Here is a 14,919-nt window from a genome sequence, read left to right as displayed (position 1 = left end):
AACCCCAATCATTGATAGGCAGGCTGTTGCGCCTGGAACTGCTGCAAGGCCTGCGCCGCCGCCTCACTGCGCGCCTGTTCCACCACGGCGCGATGCTCAATCTCGGCTTGCGCGACGCCAAGCTCGGCTTTCCGCTGTTCGGCACCGGCCTTCACTTCAGCCGTTTTCAGCTTGATCATTGGCTCGGCCGGCGGCTCCGGCGGCTGTTTTGGCGCGGTCGCCGCCTCGGAGAGCTGGGCGCCGACCTGCTCCAGCGTGCTTTCGAGCTGGCGGCCGGCCCTGAAGCCGCGGGCGGCAAAGAGCAGCGTCTCAACCATGACAGGCACCAGCATCGGGTTCTGCTGCGCCATGGCGCCGGCCTGCTGCAGGAAACCGCCGATCATCTGCACGAATTCCATGCGGCGCTGCTTTTCGGCGTCCTCGTCAGGCTCGATCGTCGAATCCGTTTCGATGTCGATCTGGAAGCCGCGAATGCTGTCATTGCGCAACAGCTGCACAACCTCGTCGATCGTCGGCTGCTGCATCATCTGCTCAAGCTGCTGCGGCATCTGCGGCGGCGGGGGTGCGGGCTGCCCCATCTGCTCGGCGCGCGTCGCGGCCTGTTGCGCCGCCATCTGCATCTGCTGCATCTGCATTTGGACCTGCTGCTTCTCGGCCATGGTCGGCAGCTTGATGCCGCTGACCAGCATCAGCGTTTCCGGCTGGAACTGATCGCAGATGATTTCGCCGGCAAGGCGGATGATATCGCGGGCGAAGCGGGCAAGCTCGGACTGGCGGTCGCGGATGCGGATCGAGCCCCACTGGCTCTTGATCCGCTGCGCCGTCGCCGTCTCCGACGCCTGGGTATCGCCTCGGACGATGTCGGAGATGCCGGTGATCTGGTAGACGTCCTCGATCAGCTGCTTGCGGGCCTGGATGCAGGCGATGATGACCTTCTGCACCTCGTCGATCGGCAGTGTAACAATGGCCTTCGAGCCGCCCTTGTCGGTAAAGGCCGCCCATTCCGGGATCGGCACCATCACCGTGTCGTTTTCCGGCCGCATCGCCTTCTCGATCGCCGGCGAAATCGCGCCATCGCCGGAAGGGTAGAACACTTTCAGGCGCAACTGATCGGTCAGCTTGTTGACGCGTTTCGTCAGGAGATCGATCTCGTCGCATTGCTGCTGATAATAGACATAGTCGGGAACCGGGATCAGCGAGCTCGTCGACATCGTGCCGTAGGCCGGGCGCGGGCACGGCCAGAAATGCGTCAGATCGAGCGGCGGCTCCGACACTTCGAGCGCCACCGGCGCGCCGTCGGCAATCCAGACGGTATAGTTTTCGCTCTTGCACCAGATCTCCCAGACATGGGTCTTGCCTTCGTTCTCGGCGCGCTCCGTCTGATTGCTGCCCTTGTTGCTGCCCGCAGCTTGAGCTGAAAGCGATGTCACGGCGTCGGGGCCGAACCGTTTCTCCAGCTCCTCGTCGGTCATCGGAACGCGCCGCGCCACCCATGTCACATCCTTCCAGCGCCGCGCCGGCGAATGCAGGAAATCGGACCAGTGGACATAATCGATGCAGACACGCTCGTCGCTGATCGCCTCGGGCGGCTCGCCGCCATCCTCGCCCATGCCGCCGGGCAAGCCGCCCGGGAAGCCGCTGGGGAGACCCTCAGGGAAGCCCCCATTCGCCGGCGGGGCAGAAGGCTGGACGCCCATGTCGAGCGGCTCGAAATCGGCCTCGTAGCGCAGCCACACCGTGCCGCGGGCGCAGAGCAGAAAATCGTCGCGCACCGCCCGCATGATGGAATCGATATCGGCTTCATCGCCCATATAGGATAGGTTGCGTTCAACGAGCTCGGAGGCCATGCGCGCCACCGGCTGGGCGTCCTTGAAACGGCGCTCGACGACGGGCTGCGGCACGCGGGCATAGACGGCCGGCTGCAGCACCGAGGTGTTCGCCCAAAGCATCGGAAACCTTCGCTTGGCCGCATTCGTCTGGTCCGACTGCTGGTCGAGATAGATCTTCTCGATCTTGACGCAGCGGTCATGCCAGGATTTGAAATAGCGCTGGGCGCGCTCGAGCTCCTGCTGCCAACGGGCGCCGACCTTTGCCAGATCCCATTGCTGCCCGCCCTCCAAAGCCGTTGTTTCGTCTTCCATCAAACACGCTCGCTATATGCAGGGGTGGAATCGGCAAATTCGTTGAATGTCATCGTCTGGAAGGTCGGCAGCGCCTTGACTTCCGGCTTCAGAGTTTCGGGCGCCAAGCCGGTGAAGATGATCGCCAGACCCCCGAAAGCGTCGGCTCCATGCGAGGCCCAGTTGTGCAGGGGCTCGTCGCGGAAGACGCTCAAATCCTCGTCCCAGTCCTTGCGGTAGTTCCTGAGGCACTTGATGCCCTGGATGCAGCCGGCCTGATCGAACTCGATCTTCGCCAGAATGCGCCTGGTGCCGTTGATGCGGTCATGGACATAGGCGCGCTCGATCTTGCGGACGGTGCCGAGGCCGCGGGCCTTGACCTCTCTCAGCATGACCTCGATGCGGGTCATGCCGCCGCGCGTCCATTCCCTGACCTTGATGTCGTGCGGCATGTTGTGGACGCCGTAGACATAGCCATGCTCGGCACCCCGCCGCTCCAGCTCGTCGAGCATGCCGTCCATGCCGGTGCCGGTATGCTCGAAATAACCGATCATCCTGACCCGGCCGGGCAGCACCTGAAACAGCCAGACGCTGTTGGTATCATCCATGCCGATATCGGAGATGGTGTGGACGGGATAGCCTTCGACATGCGGGAAGACCCCGATGCGCTCTTCGGCATCGGCGACCGCCATCTGATCGGCGTAATAGGCGCCCTCGACGCTCGCCTCGAAAGCTTCTGCCGGCGTCGAGGGGTATTCGCGCTTCATGTCGCCGAGCTGGGTTTCGGCCTTCTTGACGTACCAGGCCTTCTGCCGGTCCGTCAGCGTTATGCCCTGGTCGGCCAGGTTGCGGAAGTACTTTGCGAAAGCATCGGTGATGATGACGCCTTCAGGCGCGATTGCATATTGCGGCTCCTTCCACCAGGGGAAGAAATGGAACTTGAAGTCCAGTTCGGTGAGCTTTGCCGCCTGGCGCTGCTTGACCTGGCCATCTTCGCAGAGCGTGTAGAAATGCCCTTCCTGGCCTTCCGCCGTGCTTTCGACGAAGACCAGCTGGCCAGCCTGCACCGTATTCAAAGCACCGGTGCGGACTTCCCTCGCCTTGTCGGGATATTTCGCGCAGAGCTTCCCATATTCGGAAATATGCAGATATTGCAGCGTTCCCGAGCGCAGCGAAGTGCCGACGCGGATGCTCGAATTATTGCCAAGCAGCAGTTCGGTCTGGTTGGCTCTGACGATCGGCACGGCGTTGCGGATACCATCAGGCAGATTGTCATAGGGATATTTGATCTTATCCCGGAAGATCGTCTGCACGTCGCCCAGCGTATGAGCGATTGTGCCGGCGCGGATATCCCGGTTGAAGACGCAGGCATCGAGCATGAAGATCTGGATGAAGGTCGTGAGACCGAGCTGGCGGGCTTTGAGCAGCACATTGAGGTAATGCATCTCTTCGAAAAAGGTCATCTGCGTCCAGTTCATCTCGAACCTGACGCGTTTGCCCGATTTATCGGTGATCCAATAGAGGTTGTTCAGCCGCCACCGCCAGTCGGAAAACTGATCAATTGCCGTTTGGAAGTCCGCGCGTTTTGCCATTGATATCTTCCAGCAACTGCGAAACCTCGCCGGTGACGACGCCATGATCGGGCTCGACCTTGGAACCGTATTTCTTCGGCTTCAGCTTCTCGGCGACCCATTGGCGGGTGGCGATGCGCAGCTGCGACCGCCTTATGGCCTCGCCATTCTCCTGCCGGCCGGTGGTCTCGCCGCTCGCATTCTTCTTTTCGATCCAGTCGTCTGCACGGTCATCGGCAATCTCGACCATCTCGTCGACAAAGCCATCCGCCTGGATCTCGCGCGCCAGGGCGTATTTGGCCCGAAAACCGGCCTTCTCCTCATCGGCGAGCCAGGACAGCACGCTCGACATCGCCGGCATCTCTTCATCCCGGCAGATCGACCGAAGACTTTCCCTGTCGGCGATGCGCTCGCAAATCCTGTCGGCAATCGCCTGGGTGAACTTCGTCGGTCTGCCCATAATGGCCCGCCTTTTGGAGGGTTCTAAAACAGCGCGATGATGTTGGAGGCCGTGGTCCCGGTCAGCGCCACGATGGCGGCGTGAACCGGCAGGATGGTCCCGGCCGGCACGTTTCTGAAGATGACCGGATCCATATCCCGCCGCGGCGCAATGGCAACATCGCCCGCCGTGCCGATATAAAGAGCGCGCGCCCCGACAATGGCGGTATCGTTCGGCGTCACCGCCGCAGCGCGCGAGGCCGGAGCAATCGAAGGGTCCATTGCAGTTCTCCTTGTGAGAGGCGAGGCTTCCAGCGGAGTTTATTTTTGTATGTACATTTATTTGCATGACTCCGCGAATTAATGTACATACAAATTATGAAAATCAGCTGGGACGAAGCGAAGAGGATTGCCAATCTTCAGAAGCATGGCTTCGACTTTGAAGACGTGTATTTCTTCGACTGGAAGAATGCTGTCATCACCACCAGCCATGGCGACCGCTTCAAGGCGATCGGCTATTATGAAGACGGAACCGCCGTCGTCGTCTGTGCGCTGCTCGGCAGCGAGGCCGTTTCGATTATCAGCTTTCGTCCAGCCAGCAACAAGGAAAGGAAGGTGCTTCCATGACCGCCAAATATCCCGTCAAGAAGGAATTTCAGTCCGGCAATGGCTACTCGAAAGAGGATTGGGATGCCGTCGATAGTCCCGAACTCACCGACGAGGAGCTTGCATCGGCCCGGCCGGCGGCAGAGGTCCTGCCGAAGGCATTTTTCGACCATGTCGACGAAGTGCGCAGAGGCAGAGGCCGGCCGGCGCTCGAACAGACGAAGCAGACCATCACCATCCGGCTCGATCCTGATGTGATCGAACATTACAGGTCAGGCGGAAGAGGATGGCAGAGCAGGATCAACGATGATCTGAGGAAGCTGTCCGGACTTCAGAAATGACCGGTCCTCAAGCCTTGGCGAGTAGCGCATACGATCGAAGGGCGGGGCCGGCTTGATCGCCACCACCTGTGGATTCAAATTTCGCAGCTTGGATTTACGGTAGTCATAAATGATCTGCCGGGGGGTGATCAAGGACTAATTGTGGGTCTCCCGCCAGTTCGAAACCGAGCCTGCTCGATCAAGTGGGCGCCAGATTACTCTACCCCGCACCGACGACGGATTTGGCAAAACGCGCTCCCCAACCTCCGTCATCCTCGGCCTTGAGCCGAGGTTCTATGCCCGCTGCTAGGGAGACCAACGTAGATCCTCGGCTCAAGGCCGAGGATGACGGAGCAAGGGGTATGCTCTGCGGCAACTCGCGATGGTGGCTCAGTGACGCTGAAGGATGTTATTGGCTCGATCAGCGTGGTCTTGGTCAGCCTCGCGATCCGGTTCGGCATGTCACCGTTGATCGGCGGGCGCCGCCGACGTGGTTGTCGACATCACCTCTGAATTCAAATTTCGCAGCCTGGATTTACGGTAGTCATAACGGATGAGCCGGGGGGTGATCAAGCGCTTCTGACCGCGGGTGATACGCCGGCTTGAATCGGCAATCGGCGGCAGAAAGCCTCACCGCTTTGCGAGCCTTCAGGTCCGGCGTACAATGAACAGGCTGTTGATCAAACGGTGGAGAAGTTCAGTGAAAACCACGAGACTTTTTCTTTGCCTCGTCGCTTTTCTCAGCGTCACCTTCGCTGAAAACCCGGCTGATGCCGACGAACTGGTTCACTTCGAAAGCGCGCCCGTCAAGCTGAGCCCATTTCGGATAAGCAAGGCGAGAGAACAGGGAGAAATTCTTTCTCAACCGCAAGGCACACCCCTGCTGGGATATCTGTCCCGCCCCCAGGGTGATGGCCCCTTCCCGGCGGTCGTCGTCCTGCATGGATGCGAGGGTCTGCGTTTGAGCGTCAAAGACCTTTGGCCGAAACGGTTGGTCGCATGGGGTTACGTCGTGCTCGTCGTCGATAGCTTCACCACCCGCAACCTCAAGGACACGTGTCAAAGCCATCTTCCCGATCGCGTCTTCGACGCCTATGGCGCTTTGAATTTTTTATCGAAACAAAGCTTTGTCAATGCCAGGCGCGTCGCCTTGATGGGCTTTTCGACGGGCGGCACGGCGACGCTGGAGGGAACAAAAATCGAAGGCAACGAACAGCTGATGGACCACAAATTCCAAGCGGCGGTTGCCTACTATCCCCTCTGTGCGGCAACTCAGGGCGATGCGACGGTGCCGATCCTGATTTTGACTGGCGATCGAGACAATTGGAGCCCGGCTGACCGATGCCGGAAGAGGCTTGCTAATCTGAGTGACGACAGCCCGCCCATCGAGCTCAACATCTACAAGGGTACCTACCACGATTTCGATGCCCCGGAGTTTAAGGTGGGAAGGAGGGTGTTTGGTCACATCGAAAAATACAATCCGGATGCCGCGGGAAAGTCCATCCGCAGCGTTCGCACATTCCTTCGAGAGTACCTCTCGAACTGAAATCCGAAGGTTGTTCGCTTGAGCGCCGACCGGCTATCTCAGTCACATTCCATCGGATCAAAATACCAGAACACATCAGCGGTGGAGTGCCTAGCGTAGCTCACCAAGCACGATGTAGTCTCTTGCTCGCAGTCCGATCTTCATGAAGCCTGCAGATTCACCACTTGCGCAATCGTGTGGGGCAAAACCCTTCGGCAACATCCGATTGACCGAGGAAGAAACTTCATGCTTTGCCAAGACATCAAGCTTTTGAGACCGTTTGAACGGCGCAATCTCGATTGTCTCCTTCCCAACGAGCACGAATGCAAAATGGCCCTCATCCGCAACGTAGTTGTTCGTGGCGAGATACATATTCACTCTGACGGCCAACGCATCTTTGGAAGGCAATCGGTCTTGGTAGGGCTGGAGCAGGCAAACCACCCGGGCATCAAAGGATGATAGATCGGAAAACTTCGCGATCTTGCCAATTGGGATGCTTTTGAAAGCATCGTCATCCAAGGAAGCAGCATTGGCCAACGGCCCGCAAGCAATCCATGCCACCGAAACCAATAAACCAATAAACCTCACGAGGATCATTCGCGTCCGTACCTCCTGCGTCGAAACTCGATACAACCCTGTGTTGCTCACACTGTCAACAAGGCCCGGCGCCCAATTGGCCGAGCGCTTTTTATCCGGCAGCCAGGTCAGATCCGATGCGAGCGCGCTCCGGGTGAACGCGTCGACCGCTGGAGCGTCGGCGGTGTGTTTTCCCGAGCGCAGTTTGCTACGGTTTTTCTTCGTCACCTCGCGCCTTCCACGTCCGCGGCTTTTTCTACGGTTTTTTGAGAACTGACGTCTCGACCCAAGTATTCAACAGGTCCTTACCAACGACGACCACCGTCATCCACGTATTCTCACCCTCGATCAAATAGGCCGTGCCGCTTTCCTTGCGGTCCTTCGTGACTGAACCCAACGACGCTGCCGCGAGCCCGGCTTCGAAGGCTTCGAGCTCAGCGCTCGAACAACGCAGATCATCGGAACGATCCGCCGCCAGGACGCCGAAATAGTCGAGTGAACAGGTGGCAGAAAAGAGGTTTCGGTATTCCCGATAAAACATGGCGAACCGCAGTCCGCTCGGCATCGTGTATTGCTCGCTGCCGGTTCGACGCTCAGAGGTCGGATTGACGGGAGAAGAAGGCGCTTCAACGGTCCAATCGCCTCGATCGACGCCGTTTTGCAGGGCAGCCAGGCTTCGGCCATTCAACACGCAAAGCTTCAACGTATCATTGAGAGTGCACGCAACCGCCCCCTCCCCACTCAACAGGATCGCAATCACCAAAGCTGCAAAGAAACGCACTCGACCATCCCCCAAATCATCACCATCAAACCCACCGGCACCGTAGTTCGGATGCCGGAGAAAACAAGGCGGCGACGCCATAGCAACTTGCTATAATCAGATGGTTGCGCTAGATTGCGGCCATAGCAAAATGCGATGCGCGATTCCGGATCTATGCACGTCATTACACAGAAAAAGATCTGGGAGGCGAAAGACCGATGGCCACAGGCGGCCAATGCCCTGGATACCTGGTATCGGCTCATGAAGTCCTCGGAGCCGACTGACTTCGCTGACATGAAGTCACTCTTTCCGGCAACCGACAAGGTCGGACGGCACCATGTATTCGACATTGGCGGCAACAAGCTGCGATTGATCGCGGTGGTCCATTACACATTCAAGAAGGTCTATATCCAGAAGATTATGGACCATGCGGAATACGACAAAGGAACATGGAAGGCTTAGCCCGATGAGCGCACTTGTAAAACTGGTCAGCGAGCACTGGACGCATATAGCCCCTCTTCTTGCCATGCCGACCAATGAAGCTGAATATGATCGTCTCGTGGAGCAACTTGACGAGATCCTGGCTGAAGTCGGCGACGACGAGGGTCATCCTTTGGCGTTGCTTGCATCGCGTATGGGAGACCTTGTCGAGGCCTATGACGAGCAAAACCGCCCAATGCCTCCGGTGACCGGAGCTGATGCACTGCGTTACATCATGGAAGAGCGGAATCTTGGCCAGTCCGAGGTGCCGGAAGTCGGCGCTCAGTCCGTCGTGTCCGAGATTCTCAGAGGAAAGAGACAAATCAACGTCCGACAAGCTCGTGCGCTGAGTGAGCGATTCTTGTTTCCAGCGACAGTATTTCTATCGCTTTGAAGATGGACATGCATGGCGGCGCTCAAGGGAAGATGCCCGCCATTTTGAGTTTGCCGCAGAATACCGACATCGCTTTCGCGACGCCCTCGCTGCAGGGAAACTTGAATGGTCGCGTGGCTTCCTCGGTCAGAACCGGCTCGCCTGTTGCGGCGTCACGGCCGGTGACATGCTTCGTCAGCAGGATGCCGCAGGCCTCGCCGGCGGCCTCGTCGATCGCCATCTGGACATCGCCAAGATAGGTATCGCTGGGGATGTCGATGATGAACGCCGTGAAAAATCTCACGCCTCGGCTCCCCGCCACGGCCTTGACCAGGCTTGCATGCGCCTCGGAGACCTCAATCTCCTTCTCCGGCGGCCACATCACATCACTTGCGGGCCACTCATCATCTTCCACGGCTTCGCCAATCGGCTGCTCGCGCATATCCGCTCTCCACATCTTCGGTTTTCAGATGGCGGCCGCCGCGCCGATGTTCTTATTATGTTCTGATAGCGGAGGGAGTCAAGACAGATGTTTGGTACGAGCTGCCTTCCAGTGCAACCGCCAGAGAATGGGCATGCTCAAGAGATCTGCACCATCCCCGGCCCTGCCTTAAACCCTCAATGCTTGAGCACGACCTTGCCCGGGGCTCCGGCTGCGACCCCGCATTCTGCGCCGCACCGCGGTGTCACGCTAGGCACCGCTCCTGGCAGGGGTGAGGTGGGTCAGTACGCAGCGCCACCTGTTGCCCTCCCGGTGATAGACGTCGGTGATCCATTCGTCGGCTGATATCGGTTCGCCACGGAACATGCCGGTGTTCTGCCCGCGACCGGTAACCGTGGCGACATTGCCGAGCAGATGGACGTGATGCGTCGTCTTGGTCATCGTGTCATGGCTCAGGACACCGGATCCGATCGCCGAAAGAATAGCCTGTGCAGGGATTGGGCCACGCTCAGGCGTCACCAGCACCCAGTCCTGCGTGATGCAGGCGGCGATCTGGGTGGGATCGTTGGAAACCATCGCCGCGTTGAAGGCGCGCTCAGCCGCCTCGAGCGCTTCAAGGGCTGCGGCACTCACGCCGACATGTCCTCGTTCCAGCGGCGTTGCATCTCCTCGGGCGTGACCTGCTCGATGGTTTGCGACAGCATCCAGCGATGACCGAAGGGATCAAGCACCTGCGCCACCCGCTCGCCAAAACTCTGGTCGGTCGCCGGGCGCAACATCGTCGCCCCGGCCGACAGCGCCTGCGCCAATGCTTCGTCAGTCGACACCGTGTCCATGTGGAAGGTCACCGGCGAGCCTCCGATGGTATCGGGAGACAGGGCGCCGAAGTCCGGATATTCGTCCGCCAGCATCATCTGCGTCTCTCCGAAACGCAGCTCGGCATGGCCGATCCGCCCATCCGAAGGATCGGTCATGCGGAAGACTTCCGTGGCGCCGAAAGCCTCCTTGTAGAAATCGATGGCGCGTGCCGCATCCTTGACGATGAAGTAGGCGCTCACTTTTCGGGCAAAACTCGGCATGGATGATCCTCCTTGACTGGGTCCTTTATTAACGTTACGTATCGTAAAGATATGAGTCAAGAGAATAACGCAACACCGAAGAAACGGGGGCGGCCGCCAAGCGCTGCCGCGCAGCGGCGTGCCTTGGAGGCCGCCCATGAAATCCTGATGGCCGAAGGTTTTGGCCGCATGACAATCGAAGCCGTGGCAGCGCGATCCGGTGTCGGCAAGCCGACGATCTACCGCTCCTGGGCCAACGCGCAGGAACTGGCGATGGCCGCTCTTCTGGTCAACCGGCTACCGGAAGCGGAGGTCGGAGGGGCCACGGCGCAGGCGGCTCTCGGCGCGCAGATGAGCGGACTGGTGACTGCCTTTGCGAGCACGCGCGGGCGGCAGATCACTATGGCACTTGCGGCCGCCGACCCGGAAAGCGAATTCACCAAGGCCTTCCGCAATCGGGTGATCCTGTCGAGCCGCAACGCGGGTCGTGTCATCCTGGAGGAGGCTCTGGCTCGGGGAGAGATCGTTCCGCCGCTTGATATGGAGGCGCTGCTCGACATGATCTACGGACCGGTCTTCTTCCGGCTGCTGGTCGGCCATCGCCCGGTCTCGACGGAGTTCGGCGATGCGATCGTCAGGACCGCGTTGCGGGCCGTTGCACCGTCGGGGGCGTGAGACCCTCTCGTGTCGCGATGGCGAAGCCGACATGCCAGGGCAGACGATTGGCGGCGTGGAAATCCCTCACCGTCTCGACCGACGGCTGACGGCGGAACATCTGCTTTCCGCTTCAACGATATCGAGATGATCAGCCAGCTCCTATTGGATGATTTTCCCACCCTCGGCCGCCTCCAGCTTTCGCCTCAGCGCCTGTTCCTGTTCGTATGATTTATGCGGGAAATGCTCAAAGCACCACCAGCGCGTTGGCACGGCCGGGGATGGGCTGTGGCCCCAGCCTCCCCATTCCTTGCAGCGTGTGCCGTCAGCATCGTGGTGTTCGCAATAATGCTCGACGATCACATTGGCGCCTGGTGCGCTCGAATGGCCTTCGATGCTCATGGCTGCACCGTCCTGCGTTTCCCGCTCTTGATGCTCTCATAGATCATTTCCAGCCGTCTTGAGGCGACATAGGCACTGTCCTCGTATCCGGCTGACGGCCAATCCAGTCGACTGCTGCCGTCTGTCTCCACGATCCAGAACCATCGATTATCGATCCCTCCGCCTGCCTGTGACCGGAATATCCTTCCGATCTGGGTATCGCCGTCAAAAGCGACGTAGTCATCACCGGGTTTCTCCTTCCAGGCGTGCCGCCATTTGTATTTGATTTCCCGGTGGCTGACATGTTCCCACGATTTCCATGTGATTTGTTCTGGCATGCGTCGTCCTGTCCTCTCGCGAGGTATACTTTTGACCGCATGGTTGATGGATGGCTCCCGCCCGAGCCGGTGAATTCAGATCAGCGTCGGTTCCGGATCGGGGTCGATCGGATCGATAATGTCAGCCGTGTCATTCTTGGGCGAACCCACGTTGCGGCCGATCGGCCACATGGTCATCAGTTCCGCCGGGAACGGCTTCATCAGGTCGTTCGGATCGGGTTCCGGCGATAGCCAGCGTTCATAATCCTCACGATGCAGGACCACCGGCATGCGGTCATGGATCTGCGCCATCATCTCATTCGGCTCGCAGGTGACAATTGCGAAGCTGCGAGTCTCTATGTCATTGTCGCGCCGCGTCTCCCAGATGCCGGCGAGCGCAAAGGGCGAGCCGTCAGCCATGGCGATCGCATAGGGCTGCTTGTTCTTGCCCGTGCCGAATATATCCTTCCACTCGAAGAAGCCGTTGATCGGCACCAGGCAACGGCGAGACCTGTAGGCCGAGCGGAACAGGCCGTTGGTGGCAATGCCCTCGCAGCGCGCATTGATCGGCGGCGGCCGCCCTCCCGGCTTCATCCATGCAGGCATCAGACCCCAGCGCGCCGAGGCGAACACCGGCCCCATGATATCAGGCTCGCGGATCATGTCGCGAATGATGATTGGATAATCCAGCGTCGGCGCGCCGTTGTAGAGTGGAAATCGGTTCCCGAGCGCATCGATCGCGCCTCGCTCTGCGAAGGCGAAATTGCGCACCAGTTCCTCAAGCGAGGTCTTGATATAGACGCGGCCGCACATCCAGAACTCCATCCCGTATATTAGGCGTTCTGATTATGTTCTGGGTGTTCGAGGCGAGTCAAGGCCGGTCGCTACAACCATGCCATCATCACTTTCGCCAGAGGCAAGGTGAAGCCTGTCACCGTCTCGACGACCGCTGACGGCAGAAATCTGCTTTCCGCTTGACAGCCTTCCTACTGGAAGGTAGACCACAGCCATGAGCAATCTGTTGACGACATCCGACGAAATCCTGGCCTCCGCCCAAGCGCTGATCATGACCGGGGGCTATAACGGCTTCAGCTATGCCGATATTGCTGCCGTCGTCGGGATCCGCAAGGCCAGCATCCATCACCACTTTCCCAGCAAGACCGACCTGGTGCGCACGCTGGTCGTGCGATATCGCGAAGATGCCGAGGCGGGTATCGCGGGTCTGGAGCAACAGGTGCGGGATCCCCTCGCGCTCCTCAAAACCTATGCGGGCCACTGGGCCCAGTGCATCGAAGACGCCAGCCGGCCCTTTTGCGTGTGCGCCCTGCTGGCAAGCGAACTGCCGGCGCTGCCGCCGGAGGTCGCGGGCGAGGTCAAGGCCTTCTTCCGCTTCGCGTCGGCATGGCTGACCTCGGTGATGGAAAGAGGCGCTGAGGACGGGAGTTTGACATTGTCGAGCGAACCGCGCGTCGAGGCTGAAGCCTTCATGGCCTCCGTCCACGGCGCCATGCTTTCGGCCCGTGCGTACGGCACCCCGGAGGTCTTCGCCACCATCCTGGCGCCGACATTGCAGCGGCTGTCTCCGACCGTCGCTCGATAAGGTTCCGGGCGGAATGAACGCCCCGGAGCGATAAACACGATCAGCGAAACTACCAACTAGTAGGAAGAATCACGTGTTCAGAAATATCCTCCCCGCCCTGGTGCTGGGGCTCAGCACGCTTTCGGCGGCTGCATCTGTCCATGCCGAAGACCAGAAGGCCGAGCAGTTCCATATCCGCGGCAGCATCGTCACCTTTAGCGGCTCCGCTCTCAAGGTGAAGACCCGCGAAGGAGAGACCGTCGATGTGACCCTCGCCGACGGCTGGAAACTGGCGAGCGTCGCAAATGCCGCGGTCACCGACATCAAACCGGGCGACTTCGTCGGTATCGCATCGCTGCCCAGCGAAGGCGGCGGCGACGGCGCGCTTGAAGTGCTGATCTTCCCGCCGGCGATGAAGGGTGCCGGTGAAGGCAGCTATGGCTGGGACCTCAAGCCCAACAGCAGCATGACCAATGCGACCGTGGCCGACGCCGTCAAGGGTGTCGACGGCCGCACCGTCACCGTCTCCTATCACGGCAAGGAGAAGAAGATCTCCATTCCGGACGGCACGCCGGTCGTGACCATCGCTCCAGCCACCAAGGACGATCTCGTTCCCGGCGCCGTCGTCTTCATCCCCGCCGAGAAGGCTGCCTCGGGTCCCCTCGCCCATCAGGTGCTTGTCGGGAAAAATGGCGTGGTCCCGCCCATGTGACCACGTCGTCGCCGGTCGGCCCGGCCGCCCCCGGTTCGACCGGCGATTTACCAGGGAATGCCGCCCGACCTGCAGGCGATGGACCCGAACGACGGAGAACGTCGCCTCGACAGCAGCCCGGCGGCGCCGGGGCAGTTCCGGCAAGCCCGGGAAATCCAATCGCGATGACGGACGCCACCGCTCATGACGGTAAGCCGCCCCTATCAGACCAACACCATCACATTCAGGAAAGAGATCATGATGACCAACGATCAAACCACCGTCGCGCCTGGCGACGGGGAAGAGTGGCTGACGCGCTATTACTTCACCCGCGCAGCCTTTTCTGCAATCTGGGTCGCAGCCGCCTTGACGGCGGGCCACCAGTCACTTACCGCCGCGGCGGGCTTGCTGATCGTCTACCCGGCCTGGGATGCCGCCGCCAACCTGGTCGACGCAACGCGGAACGGCGGGCTGGCAAACAACCGCAGCCAGGCGATCAACGTCACCGTCAGCGCGGTGACGACAGCGGCGGTGATCGTCGCGCTGACGATGAGCATGAACTGGGTTCTCGGCGTCTTCGGCCTCTGGGCCATTTTTGCTGGCCTGCTGCAGCTTGGAGCCGCTGTCCGGCGCTGGAAGACCCATGGCGGCCAGTGGGCGATGATCCTCAGCGGCGGCCAATCCGCCGTGGCAGGCGCCTTCTTCATTGCCCAGGCGCAAATGCCGGAAGCGCCGTCCATCGCCAACATCGCCGGCTATGCCGGCCTCGGCGCCTTCTATTTCCTGGTCTCGGCCGTATGGCGGAGCGTCACGCAGATGCGGCGGAAGCGGGCCTGAGGCGGCCGGAGCGGGAGATCTTCGAGGCCGCGGCGGGTGGCGTCGGAATGGCTCGCCAGGACCGCTGAGCTGGAGAGAGGTTGCAGCCTGGTTCAACAGGAAGCGCAGCTGCACGGCACACCGACCAGCCCTCATCCTGAGGTGCGCAGGCCAGAGGCCGGAGCCTCGAAGGACGAGGGCGGGTGGAAAGT

At 60.2% G+C, this 14,919-nt stretch carries 21 protein-coding genes; 9 read left to right on the top strand and 12 right to left on the bottom strand.

Annotated elements, in window-relative coordinates; all coding sequences use genetic code 11:
• Nucleotides 1–8: 8 nt before the first annotated feature.
• Genes B5P46_RS08690 through B5P46_RS08675 form a run of 4 tightly spaced genes read right to left on the bottom strand, consistent with a single transcriptional unit; the run spans nucleotide 9 to nucleotide 4,411 of the window.
• Complete coding sequence (locus tag B5P46_RS08690) at nucleotides 9–2,141, bottom strand: hypothetical protein (RefSeq protein WP_129418315.1); 2,133 nt, start codon at nucleotides 2,139–2,141, stop codon at nucleotides 9–11.
• A complete protein-coding gene (locus B5P46_RS08685) occupies nucleotides 2,141–3,712 on the bottom strand; it encodes a terminase (RefSeq protein ID WP_129418314.1) in 1,572 nt (523 codons plus the stop codon). Before B5P46_RS08685 ends, B5P46_RS08690 begins: the two co-directional genes overlap by 1 nt.
• Complete coding sequence (locus B5P46_RS08680; RefSeq protein ID WP_129418313.1) at nucleotides 3,678–4,151, bottom strand: terminase small subunit protein; 474 nt, start codon at nucleotides 4,149–4,151, stop codon at nucleotides 3,678–3,680. The genes B5P46_RS08685 and B5P46_RS08680 overlap by 35 nt, the downstream gene beginning before the upstream one ends.
• Nucleotides 4,152–4,174: 23 nt before the next feature.
• Entirely contained in the window at nucleotides 4,175–4,411 is a 237-nt protein-coding gene (locus tag B5P46_RS08675) for a spike base protein, RCAP_Rcc01079 family (protein ID WP_129418312.1), read from the bottom strand.
• Between the two features lie 96 nt (nucleotides 4,412–4,507).
• Between B5P46_RS08675 and B5P46_RS08670 the strand changes: the two genes are divergently transcribed.
• The 3 genes from B5P46_RS08670 (at nucleotide 4,508) to B5P46_RS08660 (ending at nucleotide 6,601) form a co-directional block, all read left to right on the top strand.
• Entirely contained in the window at nucleotides 4,508–4,756 is a 249-nt protein-coding gene (locus B5P46_RS08670; RefSeq protein WP_129418311.1) for a BrnT family toxin, read from the top strand.
• Complete coding sequence (locus B5P46_RS08665) at nucleotides 4,753–5,076, top strand: BrnA antitoxin family protein (protein WP_129418310.1); 324 nt, start codon at nucleotides 4,753–4,755, stop codon at nucleotides 5,074–5,076. Before B5P46_RS08670 ends, B5P46_RS08665 begins: the two co-directional genes overlap by 4 nt.
• 643 nt (nucleotides 5,077–5,719) lie before the next feature.
• Nucleotides 5,720–6,601 carry a dienelactone hydrolase family protein gene (locus B5P46_RS08660; RefSeq protein ID WP_129418309.1) on the top strand — a complete coding sequence of 294 codons (882 nt, stop codon included), beginning with the start codon at nucleotides 5,720–5,722 and terminating at the stop codon, nucleotides 6,599–6,601.
• Between the two features lie 90 nt (nucleotides 6,602–6,691).
• Here the strand turns inward: B5P46_RS08660 and B5P46_RS08655 are convergent, their stop codons facing one another.
• Nucleotides 6,692–7,228 carry a hypothetical protein gene (locus B5P46_RS08655; RefSeq protein ID WP_348639848.1) on the bottom strand — a complete coding sequence of 179 codons (537 nt, stop codon included), beginning with the start codon at nucleotides 7,226–7,228 and terminating at the stop codon, nucleotides 6,692–6,694.
• Nucleotides 7,229–7,412: 184 nt separating this feature from the next.
• Entirely contained in the window at nucleotides 7,413–8,018 is a 606-nt protein-coding gene (locus B5P46_RS34855) for a hypothetical protein (RefSeq protein WP_245456123.1), read from the bottom strand.
• Between the two features lie 54 nt (nucleotides 8,019–8,072).
• Between B5P46_RS34855 and B5P46_RS08645 the strand changes: the two genes are divergently transcribed.
• Together B5P46_RS08645 and B5P46_RS08640 are read left to right on the top strand one after the other, a co-directional pair.
• Nucleotides 8,073–8,378: a type II toxin-antitoxin system HigB family toxin gene (locus tag B5P46_RS08645; protein WP_245456122.1), complete on the top strand. Its 306-nt coding sequence runs from the start codon at nucleotides 8,073–8,075 to the stop codon at nucleotides 8,376–8,378.
• 4 nt (nucleotides 8,379–8,382) lie between these two features.
• A complete protein-coding gene (locus tag B5P46_RS08640; protein ID WP_129418308.1) occupies nucleotides 8,383–8,790 on the top strand; it encodes a helix-turn-helix domain-containing protein in 408 nt (135 codons plus the stop codon).
• Nucleotides 8,791–8,812: 22 nt separating this feature from the next.
• On the opposite strand, the gene B5P46_RS08635 is transcribed toward B5P46_RS08640, so the two are convergent.
• From B5P46_RS08635 to B5P46_RS08625, 3 genes are all read right to left on the bottom strand, one after another.
• A complete protein-coding gene (locus B5P46_RS08635; RefSeq protein WP_129418307.1) occupies nucleotides 8,813–9,211 on the bottom strand; it encodes a hypothetical protein in 399 nt (132 codons plus the stop codon).
• 249 nt (nucleotides 9,212–9,460) lie between these two features.
• Nucleotides 9,461–9,844 carry a nuclear transport factor 2 family protein gene (locus B5P46_RS08630; protein ID WP_129418306.1) on the bottom strand — a complete coding sequence of 128 codons (384 nt, stop codon included), beginning with the start codon at nucleotides 9,842–9,844 and terminating at the stop codon, nucleotides 9,461–9,463.
• The gene (locus B5P46_RS08625; protein ID WP_129418305.1) at nucleotides 9,841–10,290 is read right to left on the bottom strand and encodes a VOC family protein; all 450 of its coding nucleotides are present in this window, start codon (nucleotides 10,288–10,290) and stop codon (nucleotides 9,841–9,843) included. Before B5P46_RS08625 ends, B5P46_RS08630 begins: the two co-directional genes overlap by 4 nt.
• 51 nt (nucleotides 10,291–10,341) lie before the next feature.
• Here B5P46_RS08625 and B5P46_RS08620 point away from each other — a divergent pair, with 51 nt between their 5' ends.
• Nucleotides 10,342–10,944, top strand: a complete 603-nt coding sequence (locus B5P46_RS08620; protein WP_129418304.1) for a TetR/AcrR family transcriptional regulator — start codon at nucleotides 10,342–10,344, stop codon at nucleotides 10,942–10,944.
• Between the two features lie 141 nt (nucleotides 10,945–11,085).
• Here the strand turns inward: B5P46_RS08620 and B5P46_RS08615 are convergent, their stop codons facing one another.
• From B5P46_RS08615 to B5P46_RS08605, 3 genes are all read right to left on the bottom strand, one after another.
• The gene (locus B5P46_RS08615) at nucleotides 11,086–11,325 is read right to left on the bottom strand and encodes a hypothetical protein (RefSeq protein ID WP_129418303.1); all 240 of its coding nucleotides are present in this window, start codon (nucleotides 11,323–11,325) and stop codon (nucleotides 11,086–11,088) included.
• The gene (locus B5P46_RS08610; RefSeq protein ID WP_129418302.1) at nucleotides 11,322–11,642 is read right to left on the bottom strand and encodes a hypothetical protein; all 321 of its coding nucleotides are present in this window, start codon (nucleotides 11,640–11,642) and stop codon (nucleotides 11,322–11,324) included. The genes B5P46_RS08615 and B5P46_RS08610 overlap by 4 nt, the downstream gene beginning before the upstream one ends.
• A 75-nt stretch (nucleotides 11,643–11,717) precedes the next feature.
• Nucleotides 11,718–12,434, bottom strand: coding sequence for an SOS response-associated peptidase (locus B5P46_RS08605; RefSeq protein WP_129418301.1), 717 nt, complete (start codon nucleotides 12,432–12,434; stop codon nucleotides 11,718–11,720).
• Nucleotides 12,435–12,630: 196 nt separating this feature from the next.
• Here B5P46_RS08605 and B5P46_RS08600 point away from each other — a divergent pair, with 196 nt between their 5' ends.
• From B5P46_RS08600 to B5P46_RS08590, 3 genes are all read left to right on the top strand, one after another.
• The gene (locus tag B5P46_RS08600) at nucleotides 12,631–13,221 is read left to right on the top strand and encodes a TetR/AcrR family transcriptional regulator (protein ID WP_129418300.1); all 591 of its coding nucleotides are present in this window, start codon (nucleotides 12,631–12,633) and stop codon (nucleotides 13,219–13,221) included.
• 73 nt (nucleotides 13,222–13,294) lie between these two features.
• Nucleotides 13,295–13,912, top strand: coding sequence for a hypothetical protein (locus tag B5P46_RS08595; protein WP_129418299.1), 618 nt, complete (start codon nucleotides 13,295–13,297; stop codon nucleotides 13,910–13,912).
• 237 nt (nucleotides 13,913–14,149) lie between these two features.
• Nucleotides 14,150–14,728: a DUF308 domain-containing protein gene (locus B5P46_RS08590; protein WP_245456121.1), complete on the top strand. Its 579-nt coding sequence runs from the start codon at nucleotides 14,150–14,152 to the stop codon at nucleotides 14,726–14,728.
• Nucleotides 14,729–14,919 lie beyond the last annotated feature (191 nt).

Source organism: Rhizobium leguminosarum, assembly GCF_004123835.1.
In the GTDB taxonomy this organism is placed as follows: domain Bacteria; phylum Pseudomonadota; class Alphaproteobacteria; order Rhizobiales; family Rhizobiaceae; genus Rhizobium; species Rhizobium leguminosarum_M.
This window is presented reverse-complemented; position numbering and strand designations above follow the sequence as displayed.

Coding starts and splice junctions, on each gene's coding strand:
- B5P46_RS08610 (WP_129418302.1), bottom strand. CDS start 11,642: ATGCCAGAACAAATCACATGGAAATCGTGGGAACATGTCAGCCACCGG.
- B5P46_RS08635 (WP_129418307.1), bottom strand. CDS start 9,211: ATGCGCGAGCAGCCGATTGGCGAAGCCGTGGAAGATGATGAGTGGCCC.
- B5P46_RS08685 (WP_129418314.1), bottom strand. CDS start 3,712: ATGGCAAAACGCGCGGACTTCCAAACGGCAATTGATCAGTTTTCCGAC.
- B5P46_RS08590 (WP_245456121.1), top strand. CDS start 14,150: ATGATGACCAACGATCAAACCACCGTCGCGCCTGGCGACGGGGAAGAG.
- B5P46_RS08665 (WP_129418310.1), top strand. CDS start 4,753: ATGACCGCCAAATATCCCGTCAAGAAGGAATTTCAGTCCGGCAATGGC.
- B5P46_RS08680 (WP_129418313.1), bottom strand. CDS start 4,151: ATGGGCAGACCGACGAAGTTCACCCAGGCGATTGCCGACAGGATTTGC.
- B5P46_RS08620 (WP_129418304.1), top strand. CDS start 10,342: ATGAGTCAAGAGAATAACGCAACACCGAAGAAACGGGGGCGGCCGCCA.
- B5P46_RS08690 (WP_129418315.1), bottom strand. CDS start 2,141: ATGGAAGACGAAACAACGGCTTTGGAGGGCGGGCAGCAATGGGATCTG.
- B5P46_RS08615 (WP_129418303.1), bottom strand. CDS start 11,325: ATGAGCATCGAAGGCCATTCGAGCGCACCAGGCGCCAATGTGATCGTC.
- B5P46_RS08670 (WP_129418311.1), top strand. CDS start 4,508: ATGAAAATCAGCTGGGACGAAGCGAAGAGGATTGCCAATCTTCAGAAG.
- B5P46_RS08600 (WP_129418300.1), top strand. CDS start 12,631: ATGAGCAATCTGTTGACGACATCCGACGAAATCCTGGCCTCCGCCCAA.
- B5P46_RS34855 (WP_245456123.1), bottom strand. CDS start 8,018: ATGGCGTCGCCGCCTTGTTTTCTCCGGCATCCGAACTACGGTGCCGGT.
- B5P46_RS08675 (WP_129418312.1), bottom strand. CDS start 4,411: ATGGACCCTTCGATTGCTCCGGCCTCGCGCGCTGCGGCGGTGACGCCG.
- B5P46_RS08625 (WP_129418305.1), bottom strand. CDS start 10,290: ATGCCGAGTTTTGCCCGAAAAGTGAGCGCCTACTTCATCGTCAAGGAT.
- B5P46_RS08605 (WP_129418301.1), bottom strand. CDS start 12,434: ATGTGCGGCCGCGTCTATATCAAGACCTCGCTTGAGGAACTGGTGCGC.
- B5P46_RS08645 (WP_245456122.1), top strand. CDS start 8,073: ATGCGCGATTCCGGATCTATGCACGTCATTACACAGAAAAAGATCTGG.
- B5P46_RS08660 (WP_129418309.1), top strand. CDS start 5,720: ATGAACAGGCTGTTGATCAAACGGTGGAGAAGTTCAGTGAAAACCACG.
- B5P46_RS08640 (WP_129418308.1), top strand. CDS start 8,383: ATGAGCGCACTTGTAAAACTGGTCAGCGAGCACTGGACGCATATAGCC.